The organism is Niallia nealsonii (assembly GCF_002835805.1).
Classification (GTDB): Bacteria; Bacillota; Bacilli; order Bacillales; family Cytobacillaceae; genus Niallia; species Niallia nealsonii.
In genome coordinates this window covers 181839-196915 of record NZ_PISE01000031.1, presented here as the reverse complement: position 1 = coordinate 196915, position 15077 = coordinate 181839, and the positions used below count along the sequence as shown (strand labels likewise).

Below are 15077 nucleotides of genomic sequence, written 5' to 3'. Positions count from 1 at the left end.
ATCAGGTAAAGAAAAACAAATTGTTTTTCTTTACCTGATTTTATTTTAGGATGTATTAGACAGCCCCATTCTGTTTATTTACAAAAAATAGTATGCATTTTTCTGGACAAGTTGTTTGAAAGGAGTAAAATTCTATACGTGCATAAGAAAGGAGAAGCATCAAAGAAAAGCAGAAAATGTTAATTACTTTCCGAAGCTGTGAAGGAATCGCCAACATTTTTTCTCGATTGAATGAAATTTTGGCAAATGCATTTACCAATTACTATGTTTGGATTTACTGAAAAAATATGGGGGAAATGTACATAATTAAGTGGGTAAAGATTTCATCTTTTTCACATAATAACAAAACAAAATAGAAGTATTTTTAAACAACCTAGGGGGAATAGTTACTTGGATACCAAAATAGAAAGTAAAGCTTTTCGAACGACACCAATATTTGTCGTCTTGCTTGCAGGGGCTTTTGTTGCCTTTTTAAATCAAACGGTCATTAATATTGCGTTGCCGCAAATTATGGATCATTTTCAAATATCTGCTGTTACAGCAAATTGGCTAAGCACCATTTTCTTATTAACAAACGGAATTGTTATTCCCATTACTGCTTTTTTAATGGAAAGATATACAACAAGGCAATTATTTTTATTTTCCATGGGAGTATTTGCAATTGGAACGTTTATATGTGCTATCGCAGCCACATTTCCCATTATGCTGGCTGGGCGTGTGGTGCAGGCAATAGGTGCAGGCATTCTTTTTCCATTAATCACAAATGTTATTTTTACTATTTTTCCTCTTAACAGACGGGGATTTGCCATGGGGATTTTTGGGGTTGCGATGAACTTCGCTCCAGCAATCGGTCCTACATGGGCAGGCTGGATTATTGAAAGCCATTCATGGCGTGTTATTTTTTATATTCTTACTCCTGTTGCTCTTTTAGATTTTGTTATTGCGATATTTCTTGTGAAAAATGTGACAGAAACAAGCCGTCCTAAGCTCGATGTTCTTGGTGTTATTTTATCGACCATTGGATTTGGCGGAATTCTTTACAGTTTTTCTACAGGCGGTTCAAAGGGATGGGGACATCCTGAGGTTATTGCCCTGTTTATTATAGGCGGTGTTAGCCTAATTCTGTTTGTTTGGCGTCAGCTGACTGTTAACCATCCTATACTGGAATTTCGGATTTTTAAATATCGCCTGTTCACACTAACAACTATCATCAATGTAATTGTCACAATGGCCATGTTTTCAGGAATGATTCTAATGCCAATCTATATGCAAAATATTCATGGATTCAGTCCACTCGAAGCAGGTTTTATGTTGCTGCCTGGGGGAATTGTAATGGGAATCATGTCGCCGATCACTGGTAAACTTTTCGATAAATATGGCGCAAAATGGTTAGCCATTACCGGCTTGGCAATTATGATTGTGACCACTTATGCACTGACAAAACTTCATACAAATACCTCTTATTCTTATGTTTTGTGGGTCTATACAATCAGAATGTTTGGAATGTCCATCATTATGATGCCAATTTTTACTGCTGGACTGAATGATTTGGGGCTTCGCTTAAATAAATATGGAACCGCTATGGTAAATACATTCAGAATGGTTGCCGGTGCAGTTGGAATGGCATTTTTTGTTTCCATTATGACGAATCAAGGGGAAAGCTATGCTAAAACGATTATCAGTCAAAGTCATATTTTGCCAACCGATAAAGCACATATGGCATTGGCGATAAATGAAGGAACAGTTATGGGAATTAATGATGCTTTTATGATTGCAACATACCTAACAGTAGCAGCTTTTCTTCTTTCTTTTTTTATTCAAGGAAAAAGTCCTTCTAAAGAAGAGGATGCTCCAGCATCGAAAAAAGAATTAAAACCAGAACCTCAATGATTAATAAAAAAAGTTTGCAAAAATTTGCAAGCTTTTTTTATGCTAGTATGGTTTTCTGATTATTAACTGTTTTATTAACATCTGTGCCAGATAGAAACAGCCAGAAACGGCATTTCATAGAATTTATGTGGTGTTCTTTTTGGCTTCCAGCTTCCTGTAAATCTGCTTGTACTTAGTATCACTCCCCCTATGAAACCAAAAATTAGTTCAAAGATCTTTAAGTCATCCATCTACTCTTCCAGCCATAGTCAACAAACTATCCCAAGTAAAATGGGTTCCATAAAAACAATGGCAGAAAATAATAGGAAGAAAAAGCAGAAAGCAAATAATAATGCCAAGTTTCTTTAAAATGAAGGTTTTATACGTTGGAAGAGCAAACAAAAGGAAATGAACTCCACCTAAAAAAATTTTGATTCCGGCAAATAATATAGGTGGTGAATAGCTGATAGCCAGCTTTGATAATGTCCTATTGATCTCTATACCATAACACGAAATAAATTTGAGAATATAGAGGTTTTGGGTATTTTGATTTCTTTAACATAAGAAACAGGGGAAGAACTATCAAAAAACTTGTATATTCGCAGAAATTATAGTAAAAGGAATAATTTATTGCAATTTATACATTCTATAACTATCTATAAAGGAGAGTTGCGATTTTGAAATCAGAAAATATACCACTTACCACTTCAGAGATAGCCAGTTTATGGACACAGTACATGTTTGATTCCATGTCCATATGTTTTTCGAAATATGCCTTAGAACATATAGAAGACAAAGAAATACAATCCATTTATCAATCGGCTTTACATTTAGCAGAGAACCATATTATCAAGCTGGAAAAATTTTTCAAGGGGGAAAACCGTCCTATTCCATTAGGATTTACGGAGAAAGACGTGAACATTCATGCACCGAGGTTATTTCAAGAGCCCTTTTATCTCCATTATATGTATATAATGTCTCTACAAGGGCTAACAGGCTATGCTCTTTCCGTTAGCACTTCCATTCGAAAGGACATTAGGAAATACTTTATAGCTTGTAATACAGAAACCATGGTGCTTTTTGAAAAGATACTTGATACCATGTTAAATAAAGGACTTTATACAAGACCGCCCGTACTTACGCCGCCAAATTCCATTAACTTTGTCAAACATGATCGTTTTTTAACAGGCTGGTTTGGAGAAAGACGTCCACTGACTGCAATGGAGATCGGTGATATTACATTTAATATGAACAAAATGAATTTACATGTTGTCTTAAAGCTTGCGTTCAGCCAAGTGACGAAGGAAAAAAAATTGGGCAAGTACTTCTTAAGAGGCATGAATATTTCCAATAAGCATATAGAAATATTTAATGCCATTTTTCGGGAAGAAAATTTAAATTCCCCAATATCCTTGCAATCTTTTGTTACAGATTCCACCACATCCCCCTTTTCGGAGAAATTAATGATGTATCAGGTGCAATTGTCGACACAAATTGCGATTGCTTTTTATGGGACCGCATTTAGTGTAAATGCGAGAAGAGATTTGGCATTAAAATATGCCACGCTTACTGCGGAGCTTGCAAAGTATGCAGAAGATGGAGCGAATATAATGATTGATGAGGGCTGGCTGGAAGAACCGCCAATGGCGAGTGACCGGAGACAGTTGACGAAGGGAATGAAAGGATAGCCTGCTTACAGAAATTGACTTAGTAGACAGGAGCTCTAGTATGAGCATCCTGTTTTTTATGCTGAAATAGTGGACAGTGGTTTTATTTAGTATTAACACAGAAGAGGAAAGAAGAGAGGGGAAAGGAAAAGAAGGATTAAATCTTCCGAAGACAGAATGGACTACATTTTTTTACTAATAAAAAGGGGAGTGTTTAAGGCATTTACCTTCTTTTTCTTTTCATGTCATTTACTAATAGTTGTTTTTTTACCACTTTTTCAACATGGACCTGTATATGATATAAATCTTCATGCATCTCTGTCACACTGATTCCTTTTCCTTGGCGTCCTTTAATTTTTATATCATTGTCAACAGATGAAATATTCCTGAGCAGCTGACTTAACACTACTAATTTATTTTCAAAAAACTGAATGATAATCCTGTTTTTTATCTCCTTATCCTTTATATTTTCATGCTAATACGTGCTCTTTATAAAATATGGATGCTTCTGTTTAGAACGAACACCCATTAAAGAATCTTTCTTCTTTATAATCATTTCTTCATCTATCACATACTGGGCATGTAATTGCTTGGCATATCTGATTAAACTCTTTAAATCTATTCTCTTATTATTACTTTTCCTTTTTTCTTTTCGAAATAGCTAGATAGTATGTTTGGTAAGATTTTTAAGGTTTTGTTCTTTCAAATAATAAGAAAGCATTCATAGTAATGTCGTAATTTATCATAATTCATCGTAATTTGATTATATTGTTATAAATGTAAAAAATAAGAAAATAATCATTGTAATTTCAGCGTATATTTATTACAATAATTTTTGAAAACGATTTCATGATAACGTTTTCATTCGGTATTTTTGAATCTTTCTTTTTTAAACAAAGCAGGAGGGAGTGGATAGGGGGGAATATATGCCAACAATAGCAGATGTTGCGAAACTAGCTGGCTTGTCACGTGCAACGGTTTCAAGAGTGATTAACAATCATCCATATGTATCGGAAGAGAAAAAGAAATTAGTAAGGGAAGCGATGGATGCTTTAAACTTTTATCCTAACTCTTCTGCACAAAAGCTCAGAAGTCAAAAAACGGAAACAATTGCTGTATTTGTTCCTTTGTTAACGAATCCATTTTTTGCTTATCTACTGGAAGGGATTGACACAGTAGCCCATGATTATGGATATCAGCTGCTCGTTTGTCAAACACGGTATGATAAGGAGAAAGAATTAAATTTTTTACGTCTTTTAAAAACAAAGCAAGTCGATGGAATCATTTTAACCTCTATTGAAAATAACTGGGAAAAAATCAAGAACTTCACGGAATGTGGCCCAATTATCCTCTGCAACGAATATGATGACCAGGCAAAGATTCCATCTGTACGATTAGATCAAGAATACGGAGGATATATCGGCACCCGGCATTTCATCGAAAAAGGATACACGAAAATAGCCTATTGCCGTGGGTTTTGTCGAGATCAATTTGTCAGTAGAATATCCGCTGAACGGGAAGTAGGCTATAAGAGGGCTCTTTCGGAGTTTGGATTAAAAAACCGGAAGGAATGGGTTTTTGAAAATGTTTCTGATGTGGAAAGCGGAAGACAAGTACTAAGAAAAATACTTTTGCTAAAAGATCCACCAACCGCTGTTTTTACTGGAAGTGACCAGGTTGCTGCCGGAATCATTAATGAAGCAGCTACATGTGGATTGCGTGTTCCGGAAGATATTGCAGTTATTGGATTTGATAATCAGCCGATTGCAGAAATAACGGTTCCACCAATCACCACCATCATGCAACCAATGCAAGAAATCGGGCAACAGGCTGGAAAGCTTTTAATGGATGTTATTGAAAAAAAAGATCAGAAGGATGTGGAGGATATTCTTCTTTCTTTACATTTGATTGAGAGGGCTTCCACTTGACGATGATTACTGTTTTTTTCAATTACATAAATAATTTACAAGTTACACCTAAAAGAGGGGGAGAAGTATGAAAAAAGTAAAGCCAATGAAATACTTAGCGGTCGCCATGTCATTAACTCTAGCTTTAGGTGCATGTTCAAGCAAGGATTCAGAAACTAGTACAACAAGCAGTAGCACTGGAAAAGATGAAAAAGTAACGATTGTTTATTCTCGTGGGAAAGATCAAACGAAGGGTACAGAAAAAATGGTCGAAGCTTTTGAAAAATCACATCCTAATATTGATGTTGAATTTAAAGAAATGCCGAACGATTCCGGACAACAGCATGATGCTTATATTACATCATTAAATGCAAAGTCCGATGAAATTGATGTATTCGATATGGACGTTGTGTGGCCAGCTGAATTCGCGCAAGCAGACTATGTTATGCCACTTGATCGTTTTATTCAACAAGATGGCATTGACTTAAATGAATACAACCAAGGTGCTCTTGCAGCAGCACAATTTAATGGAAAGCAATGGGCATTGCCTAAATTTATTGATGCTGGCCTTCTTTACTATCGGACTGATTTAGTAAAAGAAGAGGAAGTTCCAAAAACATGGGATGAACTAATTGCAGCAGCGAAAGCGAAAAAAGGGGAAGGCGGTACAAAATTTGGTTATGTTATGCAAGCGAAGCAATATGAAGGGTTAGTATGTAATGCTATTGAATTTGTTGCTGCATATGGCGGTAAATTTATTAATGAGAAAAATGAAGTGGTAATTAACAGCCCAGAAGCAATCAAAGGTCTGAAAAAGCTAGTGGAAGTAGCAACTTCTGATTTTGTACCTGGAAACGTAACAACCTTTACGGAGGTAGAATCGGATCAAGCGTTTGTGGAAGGCCAAACGCCATTCTTACGTAACTGGCCATATGAATATGCGAGCGCTAACGATAAAGACAAGTCCAAAGTGGTAGGGAAAGTGGCAATCGCTCCACTTCCAAAAGGGGATGCAGGAAGCGCAGCAGCACTTGGCGGCTGGATGGCTGGTATTAATAAATACTCTAAGCATCCAAAAGAAGCATGGGAATTCTTAAAATTCATGGCTGGTGCGGAAGGGCAAAAAATCGATGCTATCTATGGTGGTCACGCACCTACTCTTACAAAATTATTTGAAGACCAAGAAGTGCTTGATGCTAACCCATCTTTTGCTGATAAAAACTTCCAAGAAGGTTTAAATGCAGCTGTTCCACGTCCTGTTGCAGCAAACTATCAAGAAATCTCTGAAATTATTCAAATTCATGTATCAAAAGCAATCGCTGGGGAAGAAACAGTGGAAGATGCGGTGAAAAACATGGAAAAAGAAATGAATGAAAAATTAGTCAAATAAGTATAAAGAAACAGGGTATGTATTAGTCTTCCTATGAAGGCTAATACATATTTTTCTAAAGGACAAAAGAGGTGAAAATATTCGTATATGTAACGCCTATCGATTAATGAATTGGATTCCTTCTCTCACGGATAAGTCAAAGTTCAGTAAATTTATACGTTAAAAACCAGGCGCTTTACGCTTTTTAAGATTGGGAGTGAAAAAATGAAAAAAGCCCACAATGATCATTTAACAAATGGAATGGCAAAAAAGAAAGCATCAGAAAAAAAAATGGCCTATATGTTAATTGCACCAGCTCTCCTTTTAATCTTAGTAATCTCTGTTTGGCCAGTGCTGCAATCATTTTATTTTAGTTTGTTTGACTTAAAGTTAAATAGTCCAACAAAATCAGAAACCCATTTATCCTATAGTTTTGACTTAGAACGATACTTAGATAATTATCCATTTCTAGTGGGTGGGATTGATAATGAAATAAGGAATGGAAATGCAGCAGACGAGCTCACAGAAATAAAATCGAAGCTTCAAGCATTAGACACAAAACTCCAAAAGAAATCAAGCATTCATAAAAACTATGACATAGTAAACGATAAGCTGACGAATATGGAAGAAATCAATCCAGAACAAGCTATTGTAAAGATTGATAAAAAAACAGCAAAAGATATCCAAAAATCGACAAAAAAAATTCATGAGGAACTCAAGGCAATCAGCAAGAACACAAAACTTGCACAAGAGAAAAAAGTGGTTGGCTTATCCTCTGCAATGAATCAAGTGGTTGTTGAGCCAACTTTTATCGGCTTAGAGCATTACAAGGAAAACCTCACAGATAAAAGAATGTGGCGCGCACTAGGAAATACGATGACCTTTACCATCATTTCCGTATCCCTTGAGCTTGTTCTCGGACTAGCTATCGCCTTATTAATCAACAAAGCGTTTATTGGACGTGGACTGATTCGGGCAACGATTTTGATTCCATGGGCCATTCCAACAGCGGTTTCTGCTTTAATGTGGAAATATCTATATGATGGACAAAACGGAATTGTCGCCATGCTTTTTGAAAAATTCGGATTGGTGGACAGTATGTCTAATTTATTGACAACACAAAGTGGTGCGATGTTTTCGGTTATTTTTGCGGATGTTTGGAAAACAACGCCGTATATGTCGTTGCTTTTGCTTGCTGGATTGCAAACCATTCCGGGTGCTTTGTACGAAGCTGCTTCCATCGATGGAGCAACAAAATGGAAGCAATTCACATCCATCACCATGCCATTAATTAAATCGAGTTTGCTTGTGGCATTATTATTCCGGACACTTGATGCCTTCCGTGTTTTCGATTTAATTTTTGTTTTAACAGGAGGAGGACCAGCAAACTCGACAGAAACGATTTCCATCATGGCTTATAAATCCATGTTTAATCAAACAAACTTTGGGGATGGCTCAGCTCTTTCTGTTATTGTGTTTATCTGTGTTGCCATTATTTCCATGATTTATATTAAATTCCTAGGAAGAGATTTGTTAGGGGATCATTCAAAAAAATAAAAGGGGGGAGAAAGGAATGCACAAAAAGGCTGGAATCTTATTTTATGTAGGTTTATTTTTATTTGTTTTTGTGGTGATGTTTCCATTTTTGTGGATGCTGATTACCTCCATTAAGCCGATGACCGAATTATTTGGAGATAAATCCTTTACACCATATACGAAACACCCAACCTTTCAAAACTTTGTATCCGTGTTTGTGAATTATCCATTTCTTCGGTATCTTTGGAACAGTTTTGTCGTTTCATCCATTACTACCATTTATACGGTCTTTATTGCTTCCTTTGCAGCTTATGCCATTGCACGCCTGCAATTTAAAGGCAAAACCTTTATTTTGGGCCTTGTGTTATCCGTTTCCATGTTTCCACAAATCGCAACGATTTCACCCATCTACATTTTTTTGAAAAATCTTGGTTTAACGAATTCTTATTTAGGTTTAATCATTCCCTATACAACCATTACCTTGCCTTTATCCATCTGGATTCTCGTTACTTTCTTTAGAAAGATTCCATTTGATCTAGAAGAAGCAGCACATATAGATGGCGCTTCCATGCTACAGACTTATTGGAAAGTCATTTTTCCACTTGCAGCACCAGGGATTTTTACCACCTCCATTCTTGTTTTTATCTCCGCGTGGAATGAATTCCTATTTGCCTTAACGATTAATACCGAAGAAAAGTTTAAAACAGTTCCGGTTGGAATTGCCATGTTCCAAGGACAATTTACCATTCCTTGGGGAGAAATTGCTGCAGCGACCATTGTAGTGACCATTCCACTTGTTATTTTGGTGCTTGCTTTCCAACGACGGATTGTATCAGGTTTAACAAGCGGTTCTGTGAAAGAATAGATTTTCATTAAAGACATAAAAAATTCAAGAAACCATCGTCTGTTAAAAGAAGTGTTATATTAGAGAATGCTATAAGTATGGATAAAGAATGAAAACAAGGGGACTGTTCAAGAAGTCGATTTTCCGGCTATTGGATGGCCCTTTTTATCACGCATTAACGGGCTTTTGACCCCCATCTAAAGGATGGTAAGAGAAAACGAGAAATCTAGATGGGGGATAACTGCCCATAAAAGCCTGATTGAAGTTTCACTTTATGTTCAACAGTCAATTAAGTGTTATATTAGTTGTATATTATATCAACTAATATAACGATAAATAATGTGAGATAAAAAAACTGTTTATAGGTTCTGTAAAACGAATACATAAAAAGGATGGAATTGGTTCATGGAATGGAAGCCGGATAAAAAAAGCAAAAAAGCTGTTTATAAACAGATTGCAGAGTATATAGAACAAGGGATTGCAGATGGCACTTTTCCCATTGACAAACCGCTGCCTTCTGAAAGAAAACTGGCGGAGAAATATAGATTAAATCGCAGTACAATTGTTGCGGCTTACGGGGAACTAGAGGCTAATGGGTTAGTAGAAAGAAAAAAAGGCAGCGGGACGACGATCAGCAAAGATATTTGGGGGCTTACCAAAAAGAGAATTCCAAGCTGGAATCGATACATTGAAAGAGGATCTTTCCAACCGAATATGCCTGTTGTGCAGCGAATACGAAAGGAATCGGAAGAAGAACACTTTATTAATTTTGCCAGCGGAGAGCTTTCTAAGGAATTAATGCCAGATGAATATATTCGGAAGGTTATTAGTACAAGAGAATTTACAGGTAACTTAGGATATGATCACCCACAAGGAAATATAGATCTACGTACAACAATTGTGGAGCATGTAAAAAAATATAAAGGGATTATGTCTCAGCCTAATTCGATTTTAATTACTTCAGGGGCACAACAAGCCATTCACCTTATCATCGAATGCTTACTTAAGCCAGGTGATGCTGTAGTGATAGAAGATCCATCCTATAGCTATAGTTTGCCTATATTTAAATCAGCAGGAATTCAGGTTTTTCGTCTTTCTGTTGGCAAAAACGGGATTAATCCAGAAGATCTTATTGATTTGCATAAAAAGCACCAAATTAAAATGATTTTTCTTAATCCTATTTTTCAAAATCCAACGGGAACGTTATTGTCCCACTATCAGCGGAAAAAGATATTAGACATTTCTTCCGAATTTGGCATACCAATTATAGAGGATGATCCATATAGTCTCCTTTCGTTTACAGAAGATGATGTATCTACCTTAAAATCCTTAGATCATAATGGAAATGTTTTGTATGTCAGTTCGTTAACCAAGATTGCTGCTTCTGGATTTAGAATAGGGTGGATTATAGGACCTACCCCTGTTATTGAAAGACTTGCGGATGCGAAACAACAGTTTGATTTTGGACATTCTACTATTTCCCAGTGGCTAGGCAACGAATTTTTGCGTTCGAGTTATTTTGATGAACATATACAGAGGCTGAAGTCGGAATTAAAAAAACAAAGAGATGTCATGGCCGATAGCTTTCGAGAATATTTAAGGGAAGAGGTGGACTATTCTCTTCCTAAAGGAGGCATTCATTTATGGTGTCATGTAAAGAGAGAAATAGATGATTTTAAGCTGCTTGAACAAGCGATTAAAGAAGGAGTCATCTATGCACCAGGTTTAACCCTTGGCACGAAAAAAGGATATATGAGGCTGACATATGGACGAGTGAATGCTAATCAAATCCGTACAGGAGTCAAGCGACTTGCGACTGCAATACGAAAAAGCAGCAATATGTAATTTGATGGGAATGTCTATCGAGAGGATGAATACGAATAGGAAAAAAGCTCTTAAACAAATGTTGTCATCCTTTTTTCTATAGATGGCAGGTAGAAGGAATGAGTTGGAAAAAATTGGTTGTGAATAAAAACTCCTAGAAGGAAATTAGCTGGAGGATACTCTTGAACAAGTATTTTATTTCATCAGAACGGGAATTTCAGTAAGGGAAATATTTTTTTTATCGCTATTCATCTGTGCAGAGGCTTTCTGTTAAGCAACCTATACATATACCATTCACTAGTAGCAAGTGAAATCTGGTAAACAAATAGACAGCAGTGGCAGTATAAACCACGTCCATGGTTTTTGCTGCCACTGCTAGTATGTGGAAAGAGATAGATTAATAATCCAGTCCATATGGAATAAATGGCTTTCCTTTATCCGCTTTTAACACTTGAGATATATCTAATTCCTCTATAGTATTATTATTCACGGATAAACACTTTCCTTGTGCCCCATTAATAAGACTTCTTACACTTTGTTGACCAAATTTTATTCCTAAGATCCTGTCTGTAACGGATGGCGTACCACCACGCTGAATATGTCCTAACATTAAAGTCCGGACTTTAAAACTGGAGTGTTTTTCCACTTGTCTTTTAAATTCTTCTGCAGAAATAGCTCCTTCTGCCAAAATATACATTTGTGTTCTTTTGCCTGCCTCAAAGGAGTTTTCTATATTCTGAATAACGTTAAATAAGTCCCAATCACTTTTTTTCGCTATAATAGCATCAGCATTTGTAGCGAAACCGGACCAGATAGCAATATCACCTGCTTCTCGGCCCATCACTTCTACTCCAAATATATGGCCATGACTATAAGCAGATGTACTAATTTTATCGATAGCATCTACTGCATTTTCGATAGCGGTATGAAAACCAAGTGTTAAATCAGTTAATGGAATGTCATTATCAATTGTTCCTGGTATAGCAATGACAGGAAAATGTAAATTTGCTAGAGCCAACGCACCATGGTAGCTTCCATCTCCTCCAATAACAATTAATCCTTCAATACCATGTTGTGTTAAGATGGAATGGGCTTTAGTTTGAATGTCGAGTTTAGAAAAGTCTGGAAATCTCTTTGAACCTAGCAGGGTTCCACCTATATTTATATACTTCGAGAGTTCTTTTTCTTTCAGTTCGATAAAATTCTCTTTTATAATGCCAATAAATCCATCCAAACAACCTACAACTGTAATGTTTTTTTGTTCCGCTTCTTTTATTATTCCATATAGTGCAGCGTTCATTCCTGGTGAGTCACCGCCGCTTGTTAAGACAGCTATTTTTTGCATAATGTTCTCTTCTTCCTTGTTAATAGTTTAAATATAAGAGTTATTAAAATGACATATTTTGATGTATTTTATTGTTTAAAAGTATAAAATACTAATAGATGAAATGCAACCGTTTTCTAAGACCTTGTGGGTAAATATTTTGTAAAAAATTCTTCCACATATCATACTTATCAAAAGAAAATGGGTTGATATACATCTAATAGGGGGGATTGGAATGATAAGGTTTGGAAATCCATATTAAGGATTGCAAAAAGCATTAGGTACTCATTATTATAATGTTGGAGTGATATCGTAAATGATTAGCGGAAGAATGATTCAGATAATGAAATACTTGGAAGGGAAAGAGGAGTCTAGTTATCGTGAATTAAGTCAAGAACTAGATATCAGTGAGCGAAAAATAAGGTATGATATTGACAACATAAATGCTCATTTAAAATGGAAAAATCTAGATGTTATTAGTAAAAAAAGTAAAGGGAAATTGCTGGTCCCCCCTGCATTAACCTATTTAGATTTAAATGAAGAAGAGGATTACTTTTTTACTCCATCTGAAAGAATAAATATCCTTACTTTTTTTATTTTTTTCAACATAAAAAACCTGAACCTAGAAAAATTAAGCGAGATTTTTATGGTCTCTCGAACGACCTTAAAGAATGATTTGTCTATCATTGAATGTGATTTAAAAGATAAAAAGTTTGTTTTAGAATACAAACGTGGATTCTCTATTATTGGCAATGAGAAAAATTTGCTTAATGAAAGGGTAAACCTTTTTAGAGACTATATCGATTATATGGACTCCGAAGAAGAAAATGTGGATAATTATCACCAGTTTATCTTAAAAGAAATAAAAACATCGTTAAAAGATATTAATGTACATAAGATTAAAAGGTGGACAAAAGATTTACTGAATCAAATGGGATGGGTACTCAACGATGATTCTTATCATTGGTATTTAGCGAATATTTTAGTTTTTACTTGGTATATTAAAAATAATTTAGATAGTCCATTACATGATGCAAACTATATGATGTCTACATTTGACAGAAAGATAATTGCTGAATTAGAAGAAATAATTGATTATAAGCTTAATAGGAAAGAAATAGATATTTTAATTAGTTTTATCTTCTATACAAGTAAATATGCTAGCTTAAATGAAGAACTCGATTTATTAACTACCGAAAAGACGGTAGATATGCTTATAGACACTATGGCTGTACGTTTAAATGTTCCTTTTAATCAAGACTCTATATTATATAAAGGCTTATTGAACCATGTTGCACCATTGCTTCAGAGAATTCGAAGTAATGTTCAAATATACGATAATAGTTTTAATATACTTCCGAGAGAATATGGTTATCTTAAAGAAGAGCTCGAAATGTCTATAAAAGAGATTGAGCTGCTGAGAGAGATTGATAATGAAAATGAAATTACGTTATTAACCATCTATTTTTTAGCAAGTATGCAGCGAAACAGCACGGTCCAGTACAAAAATGTTTTACTTGTTTGTGGTTTAGGCTATGGAGCGATTGCCATGATCAAAGACAAGTTAAATAGTACTTATCAAATTAATTACGTAGACACGATTCCCCGTTATATAGTAAAAGAATTTAATAATTGGGATAATGTGGATTTAATCATTACAACTGCGAAACTAAAGATGAATACAGAAAAACCGATTGTTCAAATTAATCCAGTCATGGATGAAGCAGATTTCCTTAAATTAGAAAATGCAGGCCTGCAAAAAAAGAATATCCTGACAAATTATCTAACTATTAATAGAAGATTAGATTTTCTTGATGGGAATACTAAAAAGAAGGTTATGGATGTTATTAAAGAAGAACTTGGTTATTTGGAAGTTCGAATCCCGGAGAGAAAATTGAATTTAAGTGATTTAATTGGCATTGATGCTATTAAAATAATAGATACATCCATTGATTGGAAAGAAGCGGTTAACATAAGTGGGAAAATACTATCAGATACTGGATCTATTGATAAAGAGTACACAGAAAGTATAATAGCTATTCAAGAAAAATTAGGGTTTTATTCGGTGAAAGATCAAGAATTTGCACTCTTGCATGGCAATAATAGTAATTTAGTAAAGATAAGTAGTGTAAGTTTATTAATATGCAAAAAAACCATTTCTTTTGGAGAAAAAGGCGTGAAAATTATTTTTATGTTAGCGAGCAAGGATAAAAAGGAACAAATACCTGCAGTTATAGGACTAACAAAAATGACTTACCACACAGATTTTATTACACAATTAGAAAAAGCAGAAAGCCCTCTTGAAGCAGATCAAATTATACGAGAGTATGAAAAAAGAATTCAATAAGTGTGGATGGAAATAAGAAAATAGTCTTACACATTTTAGATGATGGAGAATTAGCAAATAAAAAATCTATATACGAATCAACAAGGGAATGCATACTTCCTTATTCATCACGCCAAGTCATCATATATCCGTAACAGTAATTGCCATTATGCTATTTTTTTCTTACCAAATAGACAATAAATATGTTTATAATAATTGCGATAAGAGAGTGCTTCAAAAAAAGTCCGTCTTTTTTGAGGCGCTTTTTTTATTTGTATAGGTGTGTGAAACAATAGTTTAATCCAGCCCGTTGTATAAACATTTACTGTATATATGCAAGAAAAACAGGAATAAGATGCAGGCTGCCTGAAAAATGCTTGCTCTTTTCGTCATTCTCCTTTTCTGCGGTGC

9 protein-coding genes are annotated in these 15077 nt (G+C 35.1%); 8 read left to right on the top strand and 1 reads right to left on the bottom strand.

The features are described 5' to 3' along the window. The first annotated feature begins 390 nt into the window (after window positions 1-390). From CWS01_RS15070 to pdxR, 7 genes are all read left to right on the top strand, one after another. A complete protein-coding gene (locus tag CWS01_RS15070; protein ID WP_101178010.1) occupies window positions 391-1890 on the top strand; it encodes a DHA2 family efflux MFS transporter permease subunit in 1500 nt (499 codons plus the stop codon). 656 nt (window positions 1891-2546) lie between these two features. After that, window positions 2547-3557 carry a DUF3231 family protein gene (locus tag CWS01_RS15065; protein ID WP_101178009.1) on the top strand — a complete coding sequence of 337 codons (1011 nt, stop codon included), beginning with the start codon at window positions 2547-2549 and terminating at the stop codon, window positions 3555-3557. A gap of 905 nt (window positions 3558-4462) precedes the next feature. Continuing rightward, window positions 4463-5464, top strand: coding sequence for a LacI family DNA-binding transcriptional regulator (locus CWS01_RS15055; protein ID WP_101178007.1), 1002 nt, complete (start codon window positions 4463-4465; stop codon window positions 5462-5464). A gap of 67 nt (window positions 5465-5531) precedes the next feature. Further along, window positions 5532-6833 (top strand): ABC transporter substrate-binding protein, encoded by a 1302-nt coding sequence (locus tag CWS01_RS15050; protein ID WP_101178006.1) that lies wholly within the window; start codon window positions 5532-5534, stop codon window positions 6831-6833. A gap of 240 nt (window positions 6834-7073) precedes the next feature. Continuing rightward, complete coding sequence (locus tag CWS01_RS15045) at window positions 7074-8369, top strand: carbohydrate ABC transporter permease (protein ID WP_101178037.1); 1296 nt, start codon at window positions 7074-7076, stop codon at window positions 8367-8369. A gap of 16 nt (window positions 8370-8385) precedes the next feature. Beyond that, window positions 8386-9213: a carbohydrate ABC transporter permease gene (locus CWS01_RS15040; RefSeq protein WP_101178005.1), complete on the top strand. Its 828-nt coding sequence runs from the start codon at window positions 8386-8388 to the stop codon at window positions 9211-9213. A gap of 384 nt (window positions 9214-9597) precedes the next feature. After that, entirely contained in the window at window positions 9598-11037 is a 1440-nt protein-coding gene (gene pdxR, locus CWS01_RS15035; protein ID WP_101178004.1) for a MocR-like pyridoxine biosynthesis transcription factor PdxR, read from the top strand. A 376-nt stretch (window positions 11038-11413) separates the two neighbouring features. On the opposite strand, the gene CWS01_RS15030 is transcribed toward pdxR, so the two are convergent. After that, window positions 11414-12361: an ATP-dependent 6-phosphofructokinase gene (locus CWS01_RS15030; RefSeq protein ID WP_101178003.1), complete on the bottom strand. Its 948-nt coding sequence runs from the start codon at window positions 12359-12361 to the stop codon at window positions 11414-11416. Between the two features lie 295 nt (window positions 12362-12656). On the opposite strand from CWS01_RS15030, the gene CWS01_RS15025 reads away from it, so the two are divergent. Continuing rightward, entirely contained in the window at window positions 12657-14687 is a 2031-nt protein-coding gene (locus CWS01_RS15025; RefSeq protein ID WP_101178002.1) for a BglG family transcription antiterminator, read from the top strand. The last annotated feature ends 390 nt before the right edge of the window (window positions 14688-15077 follow it).

Coding starts and splice junctions, on each gene's coding strand:
- CWS01_RS15055 (WP_101178007.1), top strand. CDS start 4,463: ATGCCAACAATAGCAGATGTTGCGAAACTAGCTGGCTTGTCACGTGCA.
- CWS01_RS15050 (WP_101178006.1), top strand. CDS start 5,532: ATGAAAAAAGTAAAGCCAATGAAATACTTAGCGGTCGCCATGTCATTA.
- CWS01_RS15045 (WP_101178037.1), top strand. CDS start 7,074: ATGGCAAAAAAGAAAGCATCAGAAAAAAAAATGGCCTATATGTTAATT.
- CWS01_RS15040 (WP_101178005.1), top strand. CDS start 8,386: ATGCACAAAAAGGCTGGAATCTTATTTTATGTAGGTTTATTTTTATTT.
- pdxR (WP_101178004.1), top strand. CDS start 9,598: ATGGAATGGAAGCCGGATAAAAAAAGCAAAAAAGCTGTTTATAAACAG.
- CWS01_RS15030 (WP_101178003.1), bottom strand. CDS start 12,361: ATGCAAAAAATAGCTGTCTTAACAAGCGGCGGTGACTCACCAGGAATG.
- CWS01_RS15025 (WP_101178002.1), top strand. CDS start 12,657: ATGATTAGCGGAAGAATGATTCAGATAATGAAATACTTGGAAGGGAAA.